Origin of the sequence: Dechloromonas sp. ZY10 (genome assembly GCF_041378895.1) — a bacterium.
Classification (GTDB): Bacteria; Pseudomonadota; Gammaproteobacteria; order Burkholderiales; family Rhodocyclaceae; genus Azonexus; species Azonexus aquae.
This window is the reverse complement of record NZ_CP144212.1, coordinates 2,525,692-2,548,629: the sequence shown is the minus strand read 5'-3', so window position 1 is coordinate 2,548,629 and position 22,938 is coordinate 2,525,692. Positions and strand designations below refer to the sequence as shown.

25 protein-coding genes are annotated in these 22,938 nt (G+C 63.2%); 16 read left to right on the top strand and 9 right to left on the bottom strand.

Annotated elements, in window-relative coordinates; genetic code table 11:
• Window positions 1-7: 7 nt before the first annotated feature.
• A complete protein-coding gene (locus tag VX159_RS11570) occupies window positions 8-1,549 on the top strand; it encodes a 2-isopropylmalate synthase (protein ID WP_371323041.1) in 1,542 nt (513 codons plus the stop codon).
• An 81-nt stretch (window positions 1,550-1,630) separates the two neighbouring features.
• Here the strand turns inward: VX159_RS11570 and VX159_RS11565 are convergent, their stop codons facing one another.
• Together VX159_RS11565 and wrbA are read right to left on the bottom strand one after the other, a co-directional pair.
• Window positions 1,631-1,999, bottom strand: a complete 369-nt coding sequence (locus VX159_RS11565) for a DUF2069 domain-containing protein (RefSeq protein ID WP_371323040.1) — start codon at window positions 1,997-1,999, stop codon at window positions 1,631-1,633.
• A 2-nt stretch (window positions 2,000-2,001) separates the two neighbouring features.
• Complete coding sequence (wrbA, locus tag VX159_RS11560; protein WP_371323039.1) at window positions 2,002-2,592, bottom strand: NAD(P)H:quinone oxidoreductase; 591 nt, start codon at window positions 2,590-2,592, stop codon at window positions 2,002-2,004.
• 84 nt (window positions 2,593-2,676) lie between these two features.
• Between wrbA and VX159_RS11555 the strand changes: the two genes are divergently transcribed.
• Entirely contained in the window at window positions 2,677-3,462 is a 786-nt protein-coding gene (locus VX159_RS11555) for a YihY family inner membrane protein (protein WP_371323038.1), read from the top strand.
• Here VX159_RS11555 and VX159_RS11550 read toward each other — a convergent pair.
• Window positions 3,434-4,906 carry a hypothetical protein gene (locus VX159_RS11550; RefSeq protein WP_371323037.1) on the bottom strand — a complete coding sequence of 491 codons (1,473 nt, stop codon included), beginning with the start codon at window positions 4,904-4,906 and terminating at the stop codon, window positions 3,434-3,436. The two genes, VX159_RS11555 and VX159_RS11550, sit on opposite strands and share 29 nt — an antisense overlap.
• Before the next feature lie 160 nt (window positions 4,907-5,066).
• On the opposite strand from VX159_RS11550, the gene rpsP reads away from it, so the two are divergent.
• The 4 genes from rpsP (at window position 5,067) to rplS (ending at window position 7,061) form a co-directional block, all read left to right on the top strand.
• Window positions 5,067-5,321 (top strand): 30S ribosomal protein S16, encoded by a 255-nt coding sequence (gene rpsP, locus VX159_RS11545; protein WP_371323036.1) that lies wholly within the window; start codon window positions 5,067-5,069, stop codon window positions 5,319-5,321.
• A 61-nt stretch (window positions 5,322-5,382) separates the two neighbouring features.
• Entirely contained in the window at window positions 5,383-5,880 is a 498-nt protein-coding gene (gene rimM / locus VX159_RS11540) for a ribosome maturation factor RimM (protein ID WP_371325518.1), read from the top strand.
• Entirely contained in the window at window positions 5,880-6,653 is a 774-nt protein-coding gene (gene trmD / locus VX159_RS11535) for a tRNA (guanosine(37)-N1)-methyltransferase TrmD (protein ID WP_371325517.1), read from the top strand. The genes rimM and trmD overlap by 1 nt, the downstream gene beginning before the upstream one ends.
• Before the next feature lie 24 nt (window positions 6,654-6,677).
• Window positions 6,678-7,061 (top strand): 50S ribosomal protein L19, encoded by a 384-nt coding sequence (rplS, locus tag VX159_RS11530; protein ID WP_371323035.1) that lies wholly within the window; start codon window positions 6,678-6,680, stop codon window positions 7,059-7,061.
• Between the two features lie 59 nt (window positions 7,062-7,120).
• On the opposite strand, the gene VX159_RS11525 is transcribed toward rplS, so the two are convergent.
• Window positions 7,121-8,326 carry an MFS transporter gene (locus VX159_RS11525; protein ID WP_371323034.1) on the bottom strand — a complete coding sequence of 402 codons (1,206 nt, stop codon included), beginning with the start codon at window positions 8,324-8,326 and terminating at the stop codon, window positions 7,121-7,123.
• A gap of 96 nt (window positions 8,327-8,422) precedes the next feature.
• On the opposite strand from VX159_RS11525, the gene VX159_RS11520 reads away from it, so the two are divergent.
• Window positions 8,423-9,226 (top strand): helix-turn-helix domain-containing protein, encoded by an 804-nt coding sequence (locus tag VX159_RS11520; protein ID WP_371323033.1) that lies wholly within the window; start codon window positions 8,423-8,425, stop codon window positions 9,224-9,226.
• Between the two features lie 90 nt (window positions 9,227-9,316).
• On the opposite strand, the gene folE2 is transcribed toward VX159_RS11520, so the two are convergent.
• From folE2 to xseB, 4 genes are read right to left on the bottom strand one after another with little or no spacing between them, the layout of a single operon-like run.
• On the bottom strand, window positions 9,317-10,117 hold the full coding sequence (gene folE2, locus VX159_RS11515; RefSeq protein ID WP_371323032.1) for a GTP cyclohydrolase FolE2: 801 nt from the start codon (window positions 10,115-10,117) through the stop codon (window positions 9,317-9,319).
• Window positions 10,118-10,143: 26 nt separating this feature from the next.
• The gene (gene dxs / locus VX159_RS11510) at window positions 10,144-12,018 is read right to left on the bottom strand and encodes a 1-deoxy-D-xylulose-5-phosphate synthase (protein WP_371323031.1); all 1,875 of its coding nucleotides are present in this window, start codon (window positions 12,016-12,018) and stop codon (window positions 10,144-10,146) included.
• Window positions 12,019-12,020: 2 nt separating this feature from the next.
• Entirely contained in the window at window positions 12,021-12,887 is an 867-nt protein-coding gene (locus VX159_RS11505) for a polyprenyl synthetase family protein (protein WP_371325516.1), read from the bottom strand.
• Between the two features lie 41 nt (window positions 12,888-12,928).
• Complete coding sequence (gene xseB, locus VX159_RS11500; protein WP_371323030.1) at window positions 12,929-13,168, bottom strand: exodeoxyribonuclease VII small subunit; 240 nt, start codon at window positions 13,166-13,168, stop codon at window positions 12,929-12,931.
• 118 nt (window positions 13,169-13,286) lie between these two features.
• Between xseB and VX159_RS11495 the strand changes: the two genes are divergently transcribed.
• On the top strand, window positions 13,287-14,420 hold the full coding sequence (locus VX159_RS11495) for an aromatic ring-hydroxylating dioxygenase subunit alpha (RefSeq protein WP_371323029.1): 1,134 nt from the start codon (window positions 13,287-13,289) through the stop codon (window positions 14,418-14,420).
• A 108-nt stretch (window positions 14,421-14,528) separates the two neighbouring features.
• A complete protein-coding gene (locus VX159_RS11490) occupies window positions 14,529-15,380 on the top strand; it encodes a DMT family transporter (protein WP_371323028.1) in 852 nt (283 codons plus the stop codon).
• A 12-nt stretch (window positions 15,381-15,392) separates the two neighbouring features.
• On the opposite strand, the gene VX159_RS11485 is transcribed toward VX159_RS11490, so the two are convergent.
• Window positions 15,393-16,367 (bottom strand): radical SAM/SPASM domain-containing protein, encoded by a 975-nt coding sequence (locus VX159_RS11485; RefSeq protein ID WP_371323027.1) that lies wholly within the window; start codon window positions 16,365-16,367, stop codon window positions 15,393-15,395.
• A gap of 234 nt (window positions 16,368-16,601) precedes the next feature.
• On the opposite strand from VX159_RS11485, the gene VX159_RS11480 reads away from it, so the two are divergent.
• The 7 genes from VX159_RS11480 to VX159_RS11450 all read left to right on the top strand — a co-directional run bounded on the left by VX159_RS11480 (window position 16,602) and on the right by VX159_RS11450 (window position 22,933).
• On the top strand, window positions 16,602-16,955 hold the full coding sequence (locus VX159_RS11480) for an STAS/SEC14 domain-containing protein (RefSeq protein WP_371325515.1): 354 nt from the start codon (window positions 16,602-16,604) through the stop codon (window positions 16,953-16,955).
• An 8-nt stretch (window positions 16,956-16,963) separates the two neighbouring features.
• Window positions 16,964-17,833, top strand: coding sequence for a sulfurtransferase (locus VX159_RS11475; RefSeq protein WP_371323026.1), 870 nt, complete (start codon window positions 16,964-16,966; stop codon window positions 17,831-17,833).
• Window positions 17,834-17,845: 12 nt separating this feature from the next.
• Entirely contained in the window at window positions 17,846-19,711 is a 1,866-nt protein-coding gene (locus VX159_RS11470) for an ATP-binding protein (protein ID WP_371323025.1), read from the top strand.
• Between the two features lie 4 nt (window positions 19,712-19,715).
• The gene (locus tag VX159_RS11465; protein ID WP_371323024.1) at window positions 19,716-21,047 is read left to right on the top strand and encodes a sigma-54-dependent transcriptional regulator; all 1,332 of its coding nucleotides are present in this window, start codon (window positions 19,716-19,718) and stop codon (window positions 21,045-21,047) included.
• Window positions 21,048-21,375: 328 nt separating this feature from the next.
• A complete protein-coding gene (locus tag VX159_RS11460) occupies window positions 21,376-21,711 on the top strand; it encodes a hypothetical protein (RefSeq protein WP_371323023.1) in 336 nt (111 codons plus the stop codon).
• A 59-nt stretch (window positions 21,712-21,770) separates the two neighbouring features.
• On the top strand, window positions 21,771-22,088 hold the full coding sequence (locus VX159_RS11455) for a hypothetical protein (protein WP_371323022.1): 318 nt from the start codon (window positions 21,771-21,773) through the stop codon (window positions 22,086-22,088).
• A 2-nt stretch (window positions 22,089-22,090) separates the two neighbouring features.
• Window positions 22,091-22,933 carry a hypothetical protein gene (locus VX159_RS11450; protein ID WP_371323021.1) on the top strand — a complete coding sequence of 281 codons (843 nt, stop codon included), beginning with the start codon at window positions 22,091-22,093 and terminating at the stop codon, window positions 22,931-22,933.
• Window positions 22,934-22,938 lie beyond the last annotated feature (5 nt).

Here is a 22,938-nt window from a genome sequence, read left to right as displayed (position 1 = left end):
GTTTTCGATGAAACAGCATCTTGTCATTTTCGATACCACCTTGCGCGACGGCGAGCAGAGCCCCGGCGCGTCGATGACCAAGGAAGAGAAGATTCGTGTCGCCCGTCAGCTGGAAAAGATGCGGGTCGACGTGATCGAGGCCGGCTTTGCCGCCGCTTCCCCTGGTGATTTCGATTCGATCCACTCGATCGCGCAGGCAATCAAGGATTCGACCGTCTGCTCGCTGGCACGGGCCAACGAAAACGACATCCGGCGTGCCGGCGAGGCGATCAAGCCAGCCAAGTCGGGGCGGATTCATACCTTCATCGCAACTTCGCCGATCCATATGGAAAAGAAGCTGCGGATGACGCCGGACCAAGTGGTCGAGCAGGCGGTCAAGTCGATCGGCTGGGCGCGGCAATACACCGGCGATATCGAATTTTCCGCCGAGGACGCCGGGCGTTCCGAGATTGATTTCCTCTGCCGCATTTTCGAGGAAGTGATCAAGGCCGGCGCGACCACGATCAATGTTCCCGATACCGTCGGCTACAACATTCCGCAGCAGTACGCCGATACCATTCGCCAATTGATCGAGCGGGTGCCCAATTCCGACAAGGTAGTGTGGTCGGTGCATTGCCACAACGACCTCGGGTTGGCGGTAGCTAACTCGCTGGCGGCGGTGATGGCTGGCGCCAGGCAGGTTGAATGCACGATCAATGGCTTGGGCGAACGCGCCGGCAATGCCTCGCTTGAAGAAATCGTGATGGCAGTGCGCACGCGCAGCGACGTTTTTCCGGTCGAAACCCGGATCGAGACGACGCAGATCGTTCCCGCCTCCAAACTGGTGTCGCAAATCACCGGCTACCCGGTGCAGCCGAACAAGGCCGTGGTCGGTGCCAATGCCTTCGCGCACGAATCGGGTATCCATCAGGACGGCGTGCTCAAGCACCGCGAGACCTACGAAATCATGCGCGCCCAGGATGTCGGCTGGACTCAGAACAAGCTGGTGCTGGGCAAGCATTCCGGGCGCAATGCGTTCAAGACCCGTCTGTCCGAGCTCGGGATCGAACTCGATAGCGACGAAACCCTGAATGCCGCCTTTGCCCGCTTCAAGGAACTTGCCGACAAGAAACACGAAATCTTCGATGAAGACCTGCATGCGCTGGTCTCCGACGAGGTGGTGACGCCGGACCAGGAGTACTACAAGCTGGTGTATTCACATGTCTGTTCCGAGACCGGTGAGCTGCCGTTTGCCAAGGTGATCCTGAATGTCGGCGGCGTCGAGAAAAAGGGCGAAGCGGGCGGTGGTGGCCCGGTCGATGCTACCTTCAAGGCCATCGAAAGCATCGCCGGCAGCGGTGCCGAACTGCTGCTCTACTCGGTCAACGCGATCACCACCGGAACCGATGCTCAGGGCGAAGTGACGACTCGTCTGGCGCTGGGTGAGCGCATCGTCAATGGCAACGGGGCGGATACCGACATTGTCATCGCCTCCGCACGCTCCTACCTGAATGCGCTGAACAAGCTGCATTCCAGTCGCGACAAGGTCAAGGCGCAGGGCGACGTATAAGCCCTAGGCGCTTGCCGCACAAAAAAGGCGGTTTTCACGGTCGACCGTGAAAACCGCCTTTTTTCATGGTCGGGGCGGGATTTACGCTGTGGTCGGCGGGTTGCGGGTGGCGCGCACGTAGAGGATGCAGGCGGCGAACAGCAGGCTGGCGAGCAGGGTTTCGCCGACGGCCAGCCATTGGCTTGCCCCTTGTTCGCTGGTGGCGCGGGTCAGGCCTTCGAGCAGGTAGAACTGCACGAACAGCGACAGCCACTTGTAGGTGTAGCGCTTGCCGCGCAGGATGCCGAACAACGGCAGCAGCAGGAAGCAGCCCTTGAGGATCAGCCACGAGCCGCCGGGACGGAGCGGGGCCAGCCAGCCTTCCCAGGCCAGGCAAAGGGCAATCAGCGCGATCAGGCTGGCGCTGGCCAGCAGTTGCCAGCGCGGGGCGGATGCGGGGGGAATATTCACGGTCAACTCAGTTTCAGGGCCAATTCTGTCAGGCGCTTGCCTTGTGCCACGGCGAGGCGGATTTCTTCGTCGCTCAGGCGCGGGTCGCCATTGGCGCCGGCAACGTGGCTGGCGCCGTAAGGCGTGCCGCCGCTGCGGCTGTGGGCGAGGTCGGGTTCGGAAAAGGGCAGGCCGAGCAGCAGCATGCCGTGGTGCAACAGTGGCAACATCATCGAGAGCAGGGTGGCTTCGTTGCCGCCGTGCTGGCTGCCGCTGGACGTGAATACGCAGGCCGGCTTGCCGGCTAGCGTGCCGTTTTGCCAGTCGGCGACGGTGCTGTCCCAGAAATATTTCATCGGCGCTGCCATGTTGCCGAAACGGACCGGGCTGCCCAGCGCCAGGGCGGCGCATTCGGCGAGGTCGCAGGCTTCGACGTAGGGGGCGCCCTGCTCGGGAATCGCTGGGGCAACGGCTTCGCACGTGGTGGAGACGCGAGGTACGGTGCGCAGGCGGGCTGCGGCGCCGGGCACCGAGTCGATGCCGCGGCCGATGGCTTCGGCCAGGGCGCGGACCGAGCCGCGATGGCTGTAATAAAGGACAAGAATTTCACACATGGTCGGCTATTATACGGCCCCATGCCGACTACCCGCCGCAAACGCCCGTCGCCTTCGCGCGTCAGTGCCGGCCGAGAAAACCCTGTGCGCTGGATTGTCAGCCGTTTTTTCGGCGAAAACATGATCCAGACCAGTGCTGCGTTGGCTTTTACCACGCTGTTGTCGATGGTTCCGCTGCTGACCGTGGTGTTGTCGCTGGCGCACTTTTTTCCCTATGCCGATCCCTTGCTGCTCAAGCTTGATGCCTTGCTCAAGGACACCTTGCTCCCGCCCGGGGCAGCGGCAACCATCGTCGCCGGCCTGGTGCGCTTTACCGACAAGGCGCGACAGCTGACTTGGGCTGGCCTGGGGGTCCTGGCGGTAACCGCTTTCATGCTGCTGCACACCATCGAGCGGGCCTTCAATCATTTGTGGCAGGTTGAGCCGCGGCGCTGGTTGGATCGTCTGGGTCTGTATCTGCTGATGATGCTGGTCTGGCCCTTGCTGCTGGGCGGGGTGGCTTTGGCCGTGTCGTTTGCCGTCAGCAATTCGCTCGGCTGGTTTGGCGATCTTGGTCTGGCCGAGCACTGGGTGCTCAAGGGGAGTTCGCTGTTCCTGCTCGGGCTGTTCTTTTCCTTCCTCTACTACGCCGTGCCGAATGCCGCAGTAGCGCGACGGCGTGCGCTGCTGGGCGGATTTTTCGCGGCGTTCGCCTTCGCCGGAATGCAGAAAGTGTTCGAGTACTATCTGGTCAGTTCGGCTTTGCTGAAGAGTATTTACGGTGCTTTTGCCGCGTTTCCGGTATTTCTGCTCTGGCTGCACGTTTCCTGGGGGATTGTGCTGCTCGGCGGCTTGCTCGCGGCTACTGGGAGTGATCGGGCTCGACGCTGAAGATTTCGACGCTCGCGGTTTGTTCTTCAAGGCGGGTGGGGCGTACTTCGCGAACGCAAAGATTGCCTTGTTCCACCAGCAGCAACAAGCGCTCCGGCTGGCCGGGCAGGCTGCCGGCGGCCACGATCAGCCCGGCTTGGGGGCGCAGCGGCGGCTTTTCCGGCAGGAATAGCGCCGGGATACGCTCGGCCAAGCCGGCGATTTCGGCGGCCTGCATTTGCGGAGCAAGAACCTGCAGGCCAATTTCCAGATGTTCCGGATTCTCGGAAACCACCCAGCGGATCAGGCTGGTTTGCCAGTTGGCGCGGTCGGTAGTGGAATCCCGCTGCGGCTGGATCGCCACCACATCCCCAACGCGAATGTTGCTGCTGTCGCCGCTGAGGTGCATCAGCGCATACCCGTCCGGGCTTTCGTTGATGACCATCCATTGGCTCCCCGGCTGCGCGCAAGAGCCGTCGCGGGCAAATTTGTTCAGGGTGTCGAGGCCGCTGAGCAGGCTGGCCCGGTAGGATTGGCGGCGCCGCGGAAAGCGGCGGCGGGCGGGTTCGCCCCAGAGTTGTTGCAGGCGTCGCAACGTGGCTGGCAGGGGCAGGCCGGGCGGCAGCGGCGGCAGGCCAAGTCGCTCGCTGGTTGCGCCCTGTTGCAGTCGTTGGCAATGCTCGCCGATGCGGGCCGCCAGGGCCTGGCAGTCGAGATAGAGGATGGCCGTTTCCGGCGGCGGGTTGCGCCGGACCAGGGCTTGCGCCGGCAAATCCTTGTTCGGGTCGATCCAGAAGGTGGTTGGCGGTTGTCCGGGCCGCTGCGAAAGCTCGGGCAGGGGGAGCGATTGGGCCAGATACTCGCCAATGAAGCCGATTTCGTCGGGACTGAACGACGTGGGTTGCGCAATCGCAGCCAGTACCAGTTGCAGGTAAAGGGCTTCGATGCTGGCGGTGTGGCGGGGGCCGGGGTGTTGATGGATGCCCTGTTCGTGGGCACGCTGATAGAGCGCATGGATGCGCAGCCAGGTTCCTGGTTCGCTCGGGGCGGCGCTCTGCTGGTCAGTGCGCAACTGCCACAGGCTGGCCTGCAGGGCTTGCCAGAGATGGTGCGGACGGGTGGCTGCGGGCGTGGCTGGGAAGGCGGGGCTGCGGGCGTAGGTTTCAGCCAGTAGCGCCAGGAGGCTGGCAGTTTGCCGGGTGCGCTGGCGTAGCGGTCGCGGCAAGGGTAGCGTCTGCGTGCCGAGGCTACCGGTCAGGTTGGTGGCCAGGCGGAGAGCCTGGCTGTAAATGAGGTCGAGAAAGCGCTGCCGCGGTTCGCTCGGCAGGGGGGCGCTGTCGAGTAATTGCAGCAGGCGCAGCAACTCGCCGGGTTCGGCGCTGGCGGGGCGGGTGCTGCTCAGCCAGGCAAGGATTTCGGCGGCGGCTTGCCCGGCCGGATCATGGTATTCCGGAGGCGTATTCATGGGTCCGGCGAGGATAGCAAAACCGCCGGAAATGTACAGGCTTCGTGCTTTTTCACAACTTGTCGCGCCTCTTTCCTGCAGCCTTTGGCTAAGTGGCTTGTTTTTTCACGCTTTGACGCTATAATCTACAGTCTTTTTTCCTGCTAACGAAAGAATTCTCATGGTTGTTATCCGTCTTGCCCGTGGCGGCTCCAAGAAGCGTCCCTTCTACAGCATCGTTGTTGCCGACTCCCGCTGCCGTCGTGATGGCCGTTTCGTCGAGCGCATCGGTTTCTACAATCCGGTTGCTGCTGAAAGCGAAGAAGGCGTTCGCGTCGCCATGGATCGCCTGACCTACTGGCAGCAGAACGGCGCTCAGATGAGCCCGACCGCTGCTCGCGTGATCAAGCAGTACGCTGCCAAGCAAGCCGCCTGATTGCTCTCCGGCCTTGAGCGACAAGCCTGCCGATCAGTCCGGCATTGCTGTGACTGACGAAATCGTTGTCCTGGGCCGGCTTGCCGATCCTTATGGGGTTCGCGGCTGGCTGCACCTGCACGCTTTTGGCGACGACCCGCTGGCCTGGCGGCAAATGCCGCATTGGTGGCTGGGGCGCGAAGGCGGTCCCTGGCGCCAGATCGGTCTGCTCGGGCTGAAGGCCCACGGCGACGGTCTGGTAGTGCAAGTGGAAGGCGTTGCCGACCGCAATGCTGCCGAGTCCCTCAAGGGGGTGCTGGTCGGGGCGCCGCGCGCGGCCTTGCCGCAGACTGCGGCCGACGAGTATTACTGGGCCGACTTGATCGGCATGCGGGTGGTTAATCCGGCGGGCGAATTGCTTGGTCGGGTGGCCAGCCTGATCGAGACCGGTGCCAACGATGTCTTGCGCGTCGTTGGCGAAGATGGCACCGAGCGGCTTTTGCCTTTCGTCGATGCCGTGGTTTCCACGGTCGACCGCGAAAAAGGCGAAATTCTCGCCGACTGGGGACTCGACTGGTGATGCGTTTCGACTGCGTGAGCATCTTTCCCGAGATGTTCGCGGCCGTCACGCAGAGCGGGATTACCCGTCGCGCACTGGAAGAAGGGCGCTGGGCCTGGCAAGGCTGGAATCCGCGCGATTTCGCCGAAAATGCCTGGCGGCGCGTCGATGATCGGCCGTTTGGCGGCGGTCCCGGCATGCTGATGCAGGCCGCGCCGCTGGAAAAGGCGATTGCCTCAGCCAAGGCGGCCCAGTCCGCTGTCGGCGTGGTGCGCAGCCGGGTGATTTACCTGTCGCCGCAAGGGCGTCCGCTGACGCATGCGCGAGTGATGGAACTGGCTGCCGCCGACGAGGGCTTGATCCTCCTCTGCGGTCGCTATGAAGGAATTGACGAGCGTCTGATCGAGCGCTGCGTCGATGAAGAAATATCGGTCGGAGATTTCGTGCTGTCCGGCGGCGAATTGCCGGCAATGGTGTTGATCGATGCCGTTGTCCGCCAGTTGCCGGGGGTGCTGGGCGATGCTGCGTCGGCGACCGAGGATTCCTTTGTCGATGGCCTGCTCGATTGCCCGCATTACACGCGGCCCGAAGTCTACGAAGGACAAGGGGTGCCGGCAGTACTGCTGTCCGGCGACCACAAAAAGATTCGCCGCTGGCGGCTCAAGCAGTCGCTGCAGCGAACCCGGGAGCGCCGCCCGGAGCTGTTGGCCAATTGGCTGGCGCAACGCAGTCTGACTGCGGAAGAAACGCAACTCCTCTCGGAAATTGCCGAAGCGGAGCAATGCGGTGAGTAAAATTTAACAATCGAAGGATCTCACATGAACCTGATTCAACAACTGGAACAAGAAGAAATCGCCCGCCTGGGCAAGACCATCCCTGATTTCGCTCCCGGCGACACCGTCGTCGTGCAAGTGAAGGTCAAGGAAGGTAACCGCGAGCGTCTGCAGGCTTACGAAGGCGTGGTCATTGCCAAGCGCAACCGTGGTCTGAACTCTTCCTTCATCGTCCGCAAGATCTCTTCCGGCGAAGGCGTCGAGCGTACTTTCCAGAGCTACTCCCCGCTGGTTGCTTCGATCGAAGTCAAGCGTCGCGGTGATGTGCGTCGTGCCAAGCTGTACTACCTCCGCGAGCGTTCCGGCAAGTCCGCCCGCATCAAGGAAAAGCTGGTTGCACGCAAGCCGGCTGCTGCGGCCGCGCAGTAATCAGGACTGTTCTTTCAGTTCAGGAAACGGAGTGCCTCGGCACTCCGTTTTTTTTTGCTTCAACGGCCGCTGCGGCGCAGGTCCGGCAGAGCCAGCGCGATCAGGCCGCTCAGCGGCAGCCAGGCGCTCAGCTGGTAGATGCCGACAATGCCCCAGTGGTCAGCGAGCCAGCCGAGCACGGCGGCGGCCAGTCCGGCGATGCCGAAGGCCAGACCAAAGAACAGCCCGGAAATCGTACCCACCTTGCCTGGCACCAACTCCTGGGCGAAGACCAGAATCGCAGAGAACGCCGACGAGAGGATGAAACCGATCGCCATGCTCAGCAGCAGCGTGCCGTGCAGGTTGGCATGAGGCAGCCACAGCGCGAAGGGAATGGTGCCGAGAATCGAAAACCAGATCACGCTGCGCCGCCCGATCCGGTCACCCAGGGGGCCGCCGAGCAGCGTGCCGGCAGCAGCGGCAAAGAGAAAGGCGAACAGGTAGAGCTGCGCTGCCTCGGCGTCGAGCGCGAAATGCTGCATCAGGTAGAAGGTGTAGTAGCTGTGCAGGCTGGCCATGTAGGTGTATTTGCCGATCACCAGGCCGACCAGCACTGCCAGTGCCAGCCGGGTGCGGCCAGCCGCCAGCGGCGCCTGCACCGGTGCCGGTGCCCGTGTGGGCTGGGCCGCTAGGTGAGTGCGATACCAGTTGCCGACTTGCCAGAGGACGATGATCGCCAGCAGCGCGGCGAGCGCAAACCAGGCAACGCTGTGCTGGCCCCCGGGCAGGATGATCAGCGCCGCCAGCAGCGGACCGGCGGCGGTGCCGCCATTGCCACCCAACTGGAACAGCGACTGCGCGAAGCCGTGCCGGCCGCCCGAGGCCAGGCGCGCCACCCGCGACGATTCCGGATGAAAAATCGCCGAACCGGTGCCGACCAGTGCGGCCGCCAGCAGCAGGCCGGGCAGGGTGGTGGCCTGCGCCAGCAGCAGCAAGCCGATCAGCGTCGCGGCCATGGCCAGCGCCAAGGCGCGCGGCATCGGCTTGCGGTCGGTGAAGAGTCCGACCAGCGGCTGCAGCAGTGAGGCGGTGCATTGGTAGGTCAGGGTCAGCAGGCCGATTTCGCCAAAACTGAGGTGGTAATTGCCTTTGAGAATCGGGTAAAGCGCCAGGATCAGCGACTGCATCATGTCGTTGAGAAAGTGCGCCAGGCTGATCGCGGTCAGTACCCGGTAGCGGGTATCGTCGGGCGCGGCGTTGGCGGGTAAAGCGGTGCTGCTGGTCATGATCGGGAGGCTCCAGGGATGAGTCGGGTGATCATGCTAGGTGTTATGCTTTTGCCTGTCCTGCTGGATTGTGGCAGAAACTATCGAGAAAGCGACATGGAGTACCCAAGCAACCCGGCGCTGGCGCCGATTGCCGAAGTTGGCCCGCCCGAGGCGATGGCCGACAGCTTGCTGATCGGCAAATCCGAAACCTACGTCGCCGGAACGACGACCATCCGCCATACCCACCCGGTGGCGCAGGTGCTGTTCGCGATCGAGGGGGTGATGCAGGTTGAAACCGGGCTTGGCCAATGGATCGCGCCGCCGAGCCGGGCGATCTGGATTCCACCCGGCGAGTGGCACCAGGTGCGGATGCTGAGCCGGGTGTGCATCCGCAGCGTCTATGTCCGGCCCGATGCGGTGCGGGCGATGCCGAGCATGTGCGCCGTGCTGGCGGTGACGCCGCTGCTGCGCGAGTTGCTGCTGGCGGCGGTGCAATTGCAGCCGCCGCATCCGCCTGAGAGCCGGGCCGAACGGCTGATCCGCGTACTGCTCGACGAACTGCAAATCCTGCCAAGCCTGCCACTGGCGCTGCCGATCCCCGCCGATCCGCTCCTGCAGCCCTTGTGCGAAACCCTGCGCAACACCCCCGACGACGCGCGCACAACGGTCGACTGGGCGGCGGCCTTGGGCATCGACAGCCGCACCCTGCAGCGGCGTTTTCAGCGAGCGACCGGGATGAGCTTCGGCGAATGGCGGCGCCAAGCGCGGCTGCTGTTCGCCCTGCAACAACTGGCCGCCGGCCGTCGCGTCCTCGACGTCGCGCTCGACGCCGGCTACGCCAGCCCGAGCGCCTTTACCGCCATGTTCCGCCGCCAGTTCGGCGCTGCGCCGAGCGAGTTTTTTGCGGTTGCCGGGTAGCGGCGGCAGTGAAAAAGAAAAAAGCGCAGCCTGGCTGCGCTTTTTGGCTGATTTTCACGGTCGACCGTGAAAATCCGGGTTTTTGCCGGTTTAGCCGCGTGTTTTGTCTTTTTCGATCAGCGCGTAGGCGGAGTGGTTGTGGATCGACTCGAAATTTTCGGATTCGACGATGTAGGCATCGATCCGGGTTTCGGCGTTGAGGCGGGCGGCGACGTCGCGAACCATGTCTTCAACGAACTTGGGGTTGTCGTAGGCGCGCTCGGTGACGTACTTCTCGTCCGGGCGCTTGAGCAGGCCCCACAGTTCGCAGGAGGCTTCGCTTTCGACCAACTGGACCAGTTCCTCGATCCACAGGAAGCCGTTGGTGCGGGCGGTGACGGTGACGTGCGAGCGCTGGTTGTGGGCGCCGTATTCGGAAATCTTTTTCGAGCACGGGCAGAGGCTGGTGACCGGGACCACGACCTTGAGCGAGAAGCGGATTTCGCCGCCGCAGATTTCGCCGATGAAGGTGACGTCGTAGTCCATCAGGCTCTGCACGCCGGAAACCGGCGCGGCCTTGTTGATGAAGTACGGGAAGCTCATCTCGATGTGGCCGCTTTCGGCTTCGAGCTTTTCGACCATGTCGCGCAGCATCGCCGGGAAGTTTTCGACCGAGATTTCACGCTCGTGGCTGTTGAGAATCTCGACGAAGCGGGACATGTGCGTGCCTTTGAAGTTGTGCGGCAGGCTGACGTACATGTTGAACATCGCGATGGTGTGCTGGATGCCGCCGGACTTGTCCTGGACCTTGATCGGGTGGCGGATCGACTTGATCCCGACTTTATTGATCGCGATCTGGCGGGTGTCGGCCAGGTTCTGCACGTCGGGGATAGCAGTGTTCGGGGTGCTCATGGTGGGCTGTTCTGTCGGGGTAAGGGTTATTGTCTGTTGTCGGAGGCAAGCCGGGCCTGGATGGCGCGGACGATGCCTGCTTTGTCGAGGCCGAGTTCGGCGAGGAGCTGGCCTTGTTCGCCGTGGTCGATGAAGCGGTCGGGCAGGCCGAGGCGCAGTACCGGGACGGCGAGACCGCGTTCGGCGAGCACGCGCTCGACCTCCGAGCCGGCGCCGCCGATCACGGCATTTTCTTCGAGCGTGACCAGCAGGGAATGGTTCCCGGCGAGTTCGGCGACCAGGTCGGCGTCGAGCGGCTTGACGAAGCGCATGTTGGCGACCGTGGCATTGAGGTCGTCGCCGGCGGCCAAGGCAGCGCCGAGCAGGCTGCCGAAAGCGAGCAGCGCGACCTGACGGCCCGGGCGGCGGATTTCGCCCTTGCCGAAGGGCAGGGCGTCGAGGTCATTGCCGGGGACGGTGCCGAGACCGCTGCCGCGCGGGTAGCGGACCAGCGTCGGGCCGTCGTGGCGGAAGGCGGTGGTCAGCAGTGCGCGGCACTCGGCTTCGTCGGCGGGGGTAATGACTGCCAGATTGGGGATGCAGGCGGCGAACGAGAGGTCGAAGGTGCCGTGGTGGGTCGGGCCGTCGGCGCCGACCAGGCCGCCACGGTCGACCGCGAAAACCACCGGTAAATTCTGCAGCGCAACGTCGTGCACCAGTTGGTCGTAAGCCCGCTGCAGGAAGGTCGAGTAGATCGCAACCACCGGCTTGAGGCCCTCGCAGGCCATGCCGGCGGCGAAGGTGACGGCGTGCTGTTCGGCGATCCCGACGTCGAAGTAACGCGCCGGCTGTTCGCTGGCGAAGCGGACCATGCCCGAGCCTTCGCGCATCGCCGGGGTGATCCCGACCAGGCGGGCATCGGCGCGTGCCATGTCGCACAGCCAGTCGCCAAAGACCTGGGTGTAGCTGAGCTTGCCGCCGCTCTTGCCGGAGGCGATGCCTTCGTCGGCGGAGAATTTGCTGACGCCGTGGTAAAGGATGGGGTCGGCCTCGGCCAGCTTGTAGCCCTGGCCCTTCTTGGTGATCACGTGCAGGAACTTGGGGCCTTTGATCTGCTTCAGGTTTTCCAGCGTCGGGATCAGCGCATCGAGGTCATGGCCATCAATCGGACCGTAATAATGAAAGCCGAATTCCTCGAACAGCGTACCCGGTGCGATCATGCCCTTGACGTGCTCTTCGGCACGACGGGCGAGTTCGAGCAGCGGCGGGGCAAAACCGAGCATGTGGCGGCCGGCTTCGCGGGCGGCGTTGTAGGTCTTGCTTGAGGTCAGGCGGGTGAGGATGTTGTTCAGCGCGCCGACCGGCGGCGAGATCGACATCTCGTTGTCGTTGAGGATGACCAGCATGTCGGCATCGGCGACACCGGCATTGTTGAGCGCTTCGAAGGCTTGCCCGGCCGACATCGCGCCGTCGCCGATGATTGCCACCACCTGGCGGGGAAGGCCTTGCTGCTTGGCGGCCAGGGCCATGCCCAACGCCGCCGAGATCGAGGTCGAGGAGTGCCCGACGCCGAAGGTGTCGTACTCGCTCTCGCAGCGCTTGGGAAAGCCGGCGAGACCGTGGCGCATGCGCAGCCGACTCATCCCCTCACGGCGACCGGTGAGAATCTTGTGCGGATAGCACTGGTGGCCGACGTCCCAGACCAGCCGGTCGTCGGGGGTGTTGAAGACGCGGTGCAGGGCCAGGGTCAGCTCGACCGTACCGAGGTTCGACGAGAGGTGACCACCGGTCTGGGCGACCGATTCGATCAGGAACTGGCGCAACTCGGCGGCGAGGACCGGCAGTTGTTTGCGGTCCAGGCGGCGCAGGTCGGCCGGTGAGGCAATGCGTTCCAGCAGCGGAAAGGTCGAGGCAGCAGTCATGTTCAGAATTGCCGGTGGCAAATGAAATCGGCCAGCTGGATCAGGCGGCTGGCACGCTCGCCGAACACAGACAGCGCCGCGAGGGCTTCGGTTCGCAGTTCTTCGGCGTAGGCGCGGGCGCGTTCGAGCCCGAGCAGCGCCACGTAGGTCGGCTTGTCGGCGGCTTCGTCCTTGCCGGCGGTCTTGCCCAGCGTGGCGGTGCTGGCGGTGCAGTCGAGAATGTCGTCGACGACCTGGAAGAGCAGGCCGGCGCGCTTGGCAAAGCGGTCGAGCTGGTGTTCGGCTTCGGCGTCGAGCGGGTTACCGGCGAGAGCGCCAAGCAGCACGGCAGCGCGGATCAGGGCACCGGTCTTGAGCGCGTGCATCAATTCTAGTTCGGTCTGGTTCAAGGTCTGGCCGACCGAAGCCAGGTCGATGGCCTGGCCGCCGGCCATGCCGCAGGAGCCGCTGGCATGCGCCAGTTGGGCGATCATTTTCAGCTGCCGGGCGGGGTCGCCAAGCGCCGGATCGGCGAGGATTTCAAAGGCCCGGGTTTGCAGGCTGTCGCCGACCAGCAGCGCGGTCGGTTCGTCGTATTCGACGTGGCAGGTCGGGCGGCCACGGCGCAGTACGTCGTCGTCCATGCACGGCAGGTCGTCGTGCACCAGTGAATAAACGTGGATCATCTCGACCGCGCAGGCGGCGACTTCCAAGCGTTCGACCGGAGCGCCAGACAGTTCGCCGGCCGCAAACACCAACAGCGGCCGGACGCGCTTGCCGCCGCCCAGGGTCGCGTAGCGCATCGCCGCATGCAGGCGGGCGGGAATCCGGTCGGCAGAAGGCAGGTGCTGGCTCAGGGCCTGTTCGACGCGCTGCTGCGTCGTCGCCATCCAGTCGCTGAAGGCAAGGGTGGCGGTCGGGGAGGCGGAAGTCACGAATTCTCCAGCGTGCTACGGTCAACGGCGCGCAACTGGCCATTTTCCAGGATGCGAATCTGATCCTCGGCGGCGTCCAGCTGGGCGCCACAGTGCTGCATCAGCGCCATGCCGCGGCTGTAGGCGGCAATTGCGGCCTCCAGTTCAAGCTGGCCGTTCTCCATGCTGCGCACGATGCCTTCAAGTTCGGCCAGCGCAGCCTCGAATTTCAGGTCGCCAATTGGGGATTGATCCATGTCAACGGGGGATGACAAAACATATCAAAATACTCCAACAAAGGGCTTCTGGTCAAATGCGGGGACGGGTAGAATCCCGCCTTTCCGTTAATTTTCACAATCCTGCCGGAGGCTTGAGATGTCCGATGTCGCCACGATGTCCCGTTTGGCCCCCGCAGTTTCCCAACTGCCGGTGGACTGGTACTTCGACGAAAAAATCTATGAGCTGGAGAAAAAGCTCATCTTCGATGCCGGTCCCGGCTATGTCGGGCACCAACTGATGGTTCCGGAACCCGGCAACTATCGTTCGCTGGAATGGAAGGACCACGGCCAGATGCTGCTCAATGGCGGCGAAATCGGCCCCAACGCCGGGATCTGGCAGATGTCCAACGTCTGCCGCCATCGCCAGGCGATCATGCTGCAAGGCAGCGGCACGCTCGAAGGGCCGGTGGTTTGCCCGATTCACCGCTGGACCTACGACCAGGGCGGGCAACTGATCGGGGCGCCGCACTTTCCGCAGAATCCTTGCCTCAACCTCGACAAGGCCCGGCTGGAAAACTGGAACGGCCTGCTCTTCAAGGGCCCGCGTTCGGCCAATGCCGATCTGGCCGGGATGAAGGTGGCGCGTGACCTCGATTTCACCGGCTACAAGCTCGACCACGTCGAGATGCACGAGTGCAACTACAACTGGAAGACCTTCATCGAGGTCTATCTGGAGGACTACCATGTCGTGCCCTACCACCCCGGTCTCGGCAACTTCGTCACCTGCGACGATCTGACCTGGCAATTTGGCGACTGGTATTCGGTGCAGAAGGTCGGCATTACCTCGTTGATGAAGTCCGGTTCGGCGGTCTACGACAAGTGGCAGAAAGTGGTGCGCGAGTACTACGGTGACCGGGGCGAGACCCCGCCGCAAGGCGCGATCTGGCTGACTTACTACCCGAATATCATGGTCGAGTGGTATCCGCACGTCCTGGTGGTGTCTACGCTGATCCCGCAGGGGCCGAACAAGACCATGAACGTGGTCGAGTTCTACTACCCCGAGGAAATCGTCGATTTCGAACGCGAGTTCATCGAGGCCGAGCGCGCCGCCTACATGGAGACGGCGATCGAGGACGACGATATCGGTGAACGCATGGATCGCGGCCGCAAGGCGCTGCTCGCGCAGGGGCGCAACGAGGTCGGTCCCTACCAGAGCCCGATGGAAGACGGCATGCAGCACTTCCACGAGTTCTATCGCCGGGTCATGCAATCCTCGATTGAGGCCCGCTGAGCGGTCTTCCACGGTCAACCGGGCGTCGGCAGCAAAAAGCCGGCGCCCTTTTGTTTTTTGCGGATCGCGTCGGCGCGACTCTGCCTCGTTTCGGATAACCGGCTTTCTATGCAATCCCTGTGGATGATCGTTGCCAGCTTGCTCTTCGCCTGCATGGGAGTGTGCGTCAAGCTCGCATCGGCTACCCATTCGGCGGTCGAGATCACTTTCTGGCGCAGTTTCCTGTCGCTGATTCTGATGTTCGGTCTGGTTCGCCTGCGCGGCGTGCCGCTGGCGACCGCGCACCTGCGCTGGCAGATCACGCGCGGCGTGGTCGGCTTCATTTCGCTGTTTTCCTATTTCTACGCGATTACCCTGTTGCCGCTGGCGACGGCGGTGACGCTCAACTACACCTCGGCGATCTTTCTCGCCCTCTATCTGGCGCTGGCCGGTTTGCGCGTCCGGGGCGGCATGCTCGGGGCCTTGGCGGTCGGGCTGCTCGGGGTTGGCCTGTTGCTCAAACCGACCCTGCACGCCGAGCAGTTGGTCGGCGGTCTGATCGGTCTGGGTTCCGGGATCATGGCCGGGATGGCTTATTTCAGCGTCCGCCAGCTGGGCGCGCGCGGCGAGTCGGAAACCCGCACGGTATTTTATTTTTCGCTGGTGTCTACCGTCTGCGCTGCCGTCTGGCTGGCGTTTTCCGAACTGCATCCGGTGGATCTGGAGAGCGGCTTGCTGCTGCTCGGGGTGGCCAGCTTTGCCACCGTTGCGCAACTGGCGATGACCCGCGCCTATTCGCGCGGTAAAACCCTGGTTTCGGCGGCGCTGGCCTACAGTACGGTGATTTTTTCCAGCCTCTTCGGGATGCAGCTCTGGGGCGAGGTGATGGACGCCTCGGGTTGGGCGGCGATCGGCCTGATCATCCTCTCCGGCATCGCCGCCACGCATTTCTCGCGCGCCAGCCCGGTCGAGCAGGACTGAGCGGCCGCTGCTTCAGGCTGTCTGCTCGATGCGGAAGGGGCAGTGGCGGCAAATGCCGTTGCGCGAGGCTTCGATCGCATCGATATGCTCGGCCGACAGCCAGGCTTCGGCGAAGCTCTGTTGGGTCAGGTCGCCAAAGCGGTAGCGCATCTCGTAATCGTCGCAGCATAGAAACATCTGGCCACGTGCGTTGATGTGTGCCCAGCCGAACACCCGGCCGCCTTCGTTGGCCGAGTGCGAGCAGCCGATGATCGGTTGCCTGGCCGCTTGTTGCAGCGAGATCGCTCCATGCTCGCTGAGTTTTCCCGCCCGGTCGCTGAGCCAGGTTTGCAGCGATATTTTGAATTTCGGATAGCGCTGGCGGAAGGCTTCGGCGATATTCTCTGCTTCTTCGCTGGTGTTGCCCATGCCTTCGCCGAGCACACTGGCCGTATTGGTGGCGCAGTTGATCTGGATGGTCGCGCTGCGCCGCTCGTGCAGATAATCGAGATTGCGCAGCAGCTTGTTGTGCATGCTCGCAGGGAAGCCGGTTTTGCGGGCCCAGTCGTTTTGTTCGAGCGCCGGAATATTCAGTGCCAGACCCCAGATCACGTCCTGATTGTCCATGATGATGTCGATTTTTTCGGGAGTCAGCGGTGTGCCATTCGACAGTACCATGGTGGCGAAACCGTGCTTGCGGAAGAGTCCGGGCAGTTCGGCAAAATGGCGGTAGAGCAGCACTTCGTTGTAATGACAGGTGTAGAGGAAGCGGAAATCGGGTGTGATCAGGGGCGATGCCCGCAGCTTGCCGAGAATCTCGTCGAGCATCTCCGGCGGCATCTGGACCGCAAACTCCTGCGGATTGCCTTCGTACTTCACCGGGCAATACCAGCACTTGGCATTGCATTTGCCGTTGACGTCGATCTGGCCGATGCGCAGCGGGGTATTTTGCAGGCAGGCGAGAATTTCTTCCCGGGTCTGTGCGGTCGGTGGGGGCGTGGTGGTCATGGTGAGGACAGGGGCTGATTCAGGGTGGACAGACGATGCCGGAGAAATCCGGAGGGAGCCACGGTCGACCGTAAAAAGCCTGCTTTTTTGGCGCAGCTTCTCCGGTTTGCGCGGAATTCCGCCGGGGGTTGCCCGGCGGTCGACGTGCGGGCTTGCTCGCATGGGATTAAGATAGTCCCTGAAGCCCCGCCACGACAAGGATGGCAGGCCGTGAACCACTTTCGGGAGCAGATCATGATCGTCATCGACCACAAACCAAATCTCGTCAACGTCGCCGTATTCGGCGAGTTCACTCTGGCCGATTACAAGGAGTTTGAGGAGGTCGTCAATTACAAGGTGAAATTCGAGGGGCCGGTAGACCTTTATTTCGATCTTAGCCAGATGGCCGGCCTGACGCTGGATGTGGCCTGGGAGGAGGTCAAGTTTTCGCGGGCGCACGCCAACGACTTCAAGCGGGTGGCAGTGGTTACCGACAGCCAGTGGGTGACCTGGAGCGCCTGGTTGTCGCAGACCTTTGTCAATGCCGATGTCGAGGTCTTTGCGGTCGCCGAGGAGGCCAGGATGTGGCTGGAGATGGAGCCACTGTGAGTCCCGGGGTGAAGCCTTATCTTACCCATGTCGACGCCGCCACTCTGGCGGCGCATCTCGATGCACCGGACTGGCTGGTGATCGATGTGCGGCACCAGCTGGCTGACCCGGAGTACGGCGAGCGGGCCTACGCTGCGGCGCATGTGCCGGGCGCCCGTTTCCTGCATTGTGACCGCGATCTGTCGGGGATGGTGAGCGGCGGCAATGGCCGCCACCCGTTGCCTGATCCGGCGGTCTTTGCCGCCCGGATGGCCGGGCTGGGGCTGGCGCCAACGACGCAGGTGGTGGTCTATGACGATGCCCAGGGAATGATCGCCGGGCGCCTGTGGTGGCTGTTGCGCTGGCTCGGTCACGAGGCAGTGGCCTTGCTCGACGGCGGCTGGGCGGCCTGGCTGGCGGCAGGAGGGCAGATAGCGGCGGGGGCTGCGGATGCTCCGGCTGCGGGGACCAAGACACCGCAGCCGGCCAGTACGGTGGCCGTACCCAGGCCGGGATTGACGGTCGACGCCGATTTTGTGCAAAAAAACCTGTCGACCGTGAATATGTGTCTGGTCGATGCCCGGTCGCCTGATCGCTATCGCGGTGAGAACGAGACCATCGACCCGGTCGGCGGGCATATCCCGGGGGCTCGCAATCGCTTCTTCAAGGATAACTTGCTGCCCGATGGCCGCTTCAAGCCGGCGGCCGTGCTGCGTGCCGAATGGCTGTCGCTGCTGGCCGGTGCCGCACCGGAGCAGGTGGTGCACCAATGCGGCTCGGGCGTGTCCGCCTGCCTCAATCTGGTGGCCATGGAAATTGCCGGCTTGCCCGGTGCCCGGCTCTATCCGGGGTCGTGGAGCGAGTGGTGCGCAGACCCGGCGCGGCCGCTGGCTCGTTGAACCGGGGGCGGCATGCCGCTCCTTGAGCCACCGGCGGCAGTTGCCGGGCTGCCGGCAGGGACGCTGGTGGCTGCGATGCTGCGGCGGATCCTGCTGGTTGCGGGCGGTGCTTCGCTGTTGTTTGGCCTGCTTTTTTTCGGTCTCTATCGCCAGCAATTGATCGAGGAACGGACCCGGGCCGCCGAGCAGGTCAGCCGTCTGCTGCGCGGGGCGCTCGAAAATGCAATGCTCAAACGCGACGTTGAGGGCTTGCGCGATATTGTCAATCACCTCGGGGCCCAGCCTGGGATTGCCGGGGTGATGATCCTGACGCCGGCCGGCGAGGTGCGTTTTGCTTCGCGGCCCGATGATCTGGGGCGGCAGTTGCCGGAATTGACTGCCGGACTGGTTGCCGAGCGGATGCAGGCAGAGTTTCTGCAACGTGATGGCGAGGAGTTGTTACGTTCCTTTAACCCGGTGCCCAACCAGCCAGCCTGCGTGGCGTGCCACGGCGATCTGCAGGCGCATCCGGTCAATGGCGTGCTGGTCGTCGACCTGGCTGCCGGCGCCATCCGCGAGGCTTCGCTGCGCAGTGCTGGGCTGTTTGCCGGCGCTGGCATCGCGGTCCTCGGCCTGACCCTGGCGCTGCTGTGGTGGTTGTTGCGGCGCCGGGTAATCGACCCGCTGGCCGCTCTGGCGGCAACTGCCGATGCGCTCGCCGGCGGCGATCTGGCCCAGCGCGCCGATGCCGGTTGCGATGATGAAACCGGCCGGCTGGCCGCCTCGTTCAATCGCATGGCCGACCGTCTGGCCGGGCAGTTGCAGCAGACCGCAGAGCAGCGCCGCTATTTGCAGGAATTGCTCGACGGCCTGCCCGACGGCGTGCGCGTGATCCGTCAGGCAGACTATCAGGTGCTTGCCGTCAATGCGGCCTTTGCCCGACAACTCGGGATCAGTGCTCCGGCAGCACTGGGGCAGCCCTGCTATCGTCTGAGTCATGGACGGAGTGCTCCCTGTCCGCAGACCCTGCTGGTTTGCCCGCTGGTCGAACTGCGCTCGCCGGCGCAGTCGCTGGTTTGTCGCCACCGCCATAAAGCGGCCGATGGCCGCGAGGTTCCGGTTGAGGTCCATGCCAGCCTGCTCGAACACGATGCCGGGGCGCTGATCGTCGAGTCGATTGTCGATCTATCGCATGCCGTCCGCCATTCCCAGGAGCAGCGCTTGTCCGAGCTGGGGCTGCTTGCCGCCGGGATCGCCCACGAAATCCACAATCCCCTGGGCTCGATGCGCCTGGCGGTCGATGGCCTGTTGCGTGCCCTGCGCCAGGGACAGGCAGAGCCGCAGCGCTTGAGCGGCTATCTGGAAATGATGAGTGCCGAAATTGACCGCTGTACCGGCGTCACCCAGCGCCTCTTGCTGCTGTCGCGCTTGCCGCAGCAGCAGGCGCAGCGGGTTGCACTCAATCCGGCGGTTGCGGATACCGTCACCCTGCTTGAGTTCGACGCCCGCAGCCATCGCATCGAGCAGCAACTCGAACTCGCCGGGGAGGTGCTGGAGGTGCTGGCCGACGATAGCGATCTGCGCATGCTGGTGCTCAATCTGGTACAGAACGCCCACCATGCCATGCCGGAGGGCGGATGTTTGCAGGTACGGACCGCTGCGGTAGGCAAGCTGGCGCTGATCGAGGTCCGCGATAGTGGCTGTGGCATCCCGGCCGAGGTGCTGGCACGGATTTTCGACCCTTTTTACAGCCGCCGGGCCGATGGCGAAGGTGGCACCGGGCTTGGGCTGACCATCTGCAAAAGCATTGTCGAGCGCTACGGCGGTCGGATCGATGTCTCCAGCGTGGTTGGCGAAGGGACCGTGTTCCAGGTGTATTTGCAGCGAGCCGAGGAATAGGATGATGCGCAAACAGATTCTGGTGGTCGACGATGACCGCGTTTTCAACCGCCTGCTGGTCGACCAGATCGGCGAGATGGGCTTCGATGCCTACGGAGCCCTGAACTGGGCCGAGGCTACGGCCTTTCTTGCCGAGAGCGAGCCGGATCTGATCTTTCTTGACCTGCGCCTGCCCGATGCCGATACCCCGCAACTGGTCGAGACCCTGGCCGGTCAGTTTCCGGTCGTGGTCCTCACCGGCTACGGTTCGATCCGCAATGCGGTCGATCTGATCCAGGCGGGGGCGGTCGAGTATCTGACCAAACCGGTCGGGCTGGATGAACTCGAACTGACCCTGCGCCGCGAACTGGCCAATGCCGAACTGCGGCGCAGCAATGCCTTGTTCAGGCGGCAACTGGCATCGCGGCGGCCGGGCCCGTTGCTTGGCGAGGCCCCTGCGATGCGCGAACTGCAGGCGATGATCGATGCCGTTGCCCCAACCGAAGCAACCGTACTGATCCTTGGCGAGTCCGGCAGCGGCAAGGAAATGGTTGCGCAGGCGATTCACCAGGCCAGTGCCCGGCACGCCGGCGAACTGGTGGTGGTGGATGGCGGCACCCTGCAGGAAACCTTGTTCGAGTCGGAATTGTTTGGCCATGAGCGCGGAGCCTTCACCGGCGCCGAGCGGCAAAAGAAAGGCCTGATCGAGGAGGCTGCCGGCAGTACCCTGTTCCTCGACGAAATTGGCGAAATGTCGGCGGCCAACCAGGCCAAGCTGCTGCGCGTCCTCGAAACCTCGACTTTCCGCCGTCTCGGCGGAACCAAGACGCTCAAGGCTGATGTCCGTTTCGTGGTCGCCACCAATCGCGATCTGGCCGAGTTGAGCCGTAATGGCGGGTTTCGCAGCGATCTCTATTTCCGGCTGGCGAGCTTCGTCATCCGGGTGCCGCCCCTGCGCGAGCGGCGCGAGGATATTCCCCTGTTGGCCCAGCATTTTCTCCAGCGCTTCGCCCGTGGCCGGCAGTTGCTGCTGACCCCGGAGGCTTTGCGTCTGCTGCAGGCCTATGACTGGCCGGGGAATGTCCGGGAGTTGCGTAACCTGATCGAACGGGCGGCGATCCTCGCCGGCCGCGACGAGAAGATCCGGCCCGAGCATTTTGGCCCCTTGCAAGGCGGGAGTAGCGATGCCGTGGTATTCAGTTTTGCGCAGTCGCCAACACTGGCCGAGGTCGAGCGCGAATGCCTGCGCACAGCCCTGTTGCGTCACGGCGGGAATCGCGCTGCTGCGGCGCAGGCGCTGGAGATCAGCGAGCGCAACATCTATCGCCTGATCAAGCACTACGGGTTGAGCGATTAAGCCTCTGATTGATCGCTGTTTTTTTTGCTGCCTGACGAGGCATGCAAGATTGGCGCGCGGGAGTGAGCGTGGGCTGTCAAAATGGCAGTTGGTGATTCCCCTGAAAATCAATGACTTGCCAGGTAAGCCTGTTTCTGTCCTGTCAAAATGTCAGAGAGTTGCTTTGTGATTTTTTGTGGGCTTGATTAAGTTCTTTTAAATCAGTTGGTTGGCTGCTCGTTTTTGCTTGGCACGGCTTGTGCGTAGTAGCTTGTGCCCCAGCCTTTGCTCGGGCCGTCAGCTGCCTGGTGCAGCGACGATGACTACTACTACAACAGTGAGGTAACCCATGAAGAAGCTGTCGACTATTGCTGCCGTTGCTATCGTTTCGTTGGCTGCCCTGAGCGGCTCGGTGGCCGCTGAGCAGAAGGGCATGAGCGGGATGTCCGGCATGGAAGGCCAGAAGGGGATGAGTGGCATGTCCGGCATGTCGGGCATGAGCGGGATGTCGGGCATGGAGGGCAAGAAGGCTGGCAAGCAGCAAGGCATGAGCGGCATGTCGGGCATGGAAGGCCAGAAGGGTATGTCCGGGATGAGCGGCATGTCGGGCATGGAAGGTCAGAAAGGCATGTCGGGGATGAGCGGCATGTCCGGGATGTCCGGTATGGAAGGCAAGAAGAAGTAAGCCAGCCGGTCTGGCGAGGGCGGACGTGGGTCCGCCCTCTTTGCGTGATGGGAGGGGTGATGCGGAAGTTTTGGTTGGGGTATGTGCTGGTCTATGCGGCGGGCTGCGGCCTGGCCTCGGCCAGTGACGCCCGTGAGGTTACGGTGGCCGGCTTGCAACCGGATCGGCGACCGGTTGCGGCGCCGCGGATTGTCAGTTTCGAACAGAGCGAGGCATGGAAGGCTAATGCCGTCAGAGGCCTTGGCTTGCCTGCGAATGGCACGGCCTTCCTGAAGGATCAGGGGGCTTGGTATACCCCGTTCAATCGGCCGAACATGCCGGGGTATTACGACCTGCGTGGCCTGCATGTCGCCGGCAAAGCCAGCGGGAAGAATTGAGTATGGATAATTCAAGAACTACCGGGTTGATTGCCGGATTGCTTGCACTGGCATTGTTGCTTGGCCTCGGGGCCGGCTGGCAGATCAGTCGCGATAATCGGGAGCGGGTGCTTGCCGAGTCGCATCCGGATCATTTGCGGGCAAGTTACGATCCGCTTCACTTCAGGCCGGCGATTGAGCAGGCGACCGATGCCCAATGCCTGGCCTGTCATCGTGAAGTGCTCGACGACAAGGTCCGCGAGCGTTCTCCGGCCGGGATTGCGGCCGCGACCAGCAAGGCCTGGTATCAGCGGGTGAGTACGTATAGTGGTGAGCAGGATACCTTTCATCGCCGGCATCTGTTGTCGCCGATGGCGCGGGAATTGATGAATCTTTCCTGCAATACCTGTCATCAGGGGCACGATCCCCGCGAGGAGGCCCAAGGCTCGTCAGCAACGGCTGCGCCGCAGGGCGATCCGGGTTTTACCCTGCGCAAGGCGGTCAACCCAGAAACCACCTGTCTCAAATGCCACGGTCAGATGAATACCCAGATCATGGGCTTGCCCGGCCCCTGGCAGGAGAGCCGGGAAATCTTCGGGAACTCCTGCCTGACCTGCCACGCCGCGATTCGTACCCGGCGGCATCAGGTGAACTACCTCAAGCCGGCCGCTATCGAGGCCGCCGGCCAAAAGGATGCCGAGGTTTGTTACGGCTGCCATGGCGGGCGTTCCTGGTATCGCATTTCCTATCCTTACCCACGCCATGCCTGGGAAGGAATGAGTCCGGAGGTGCCGGACTGGGCAAAGAATCGTCCAACCGAATCGGAAGCACGCTTCCGCACGACTGCCACGGTCAACCCGCAATAAAGGCA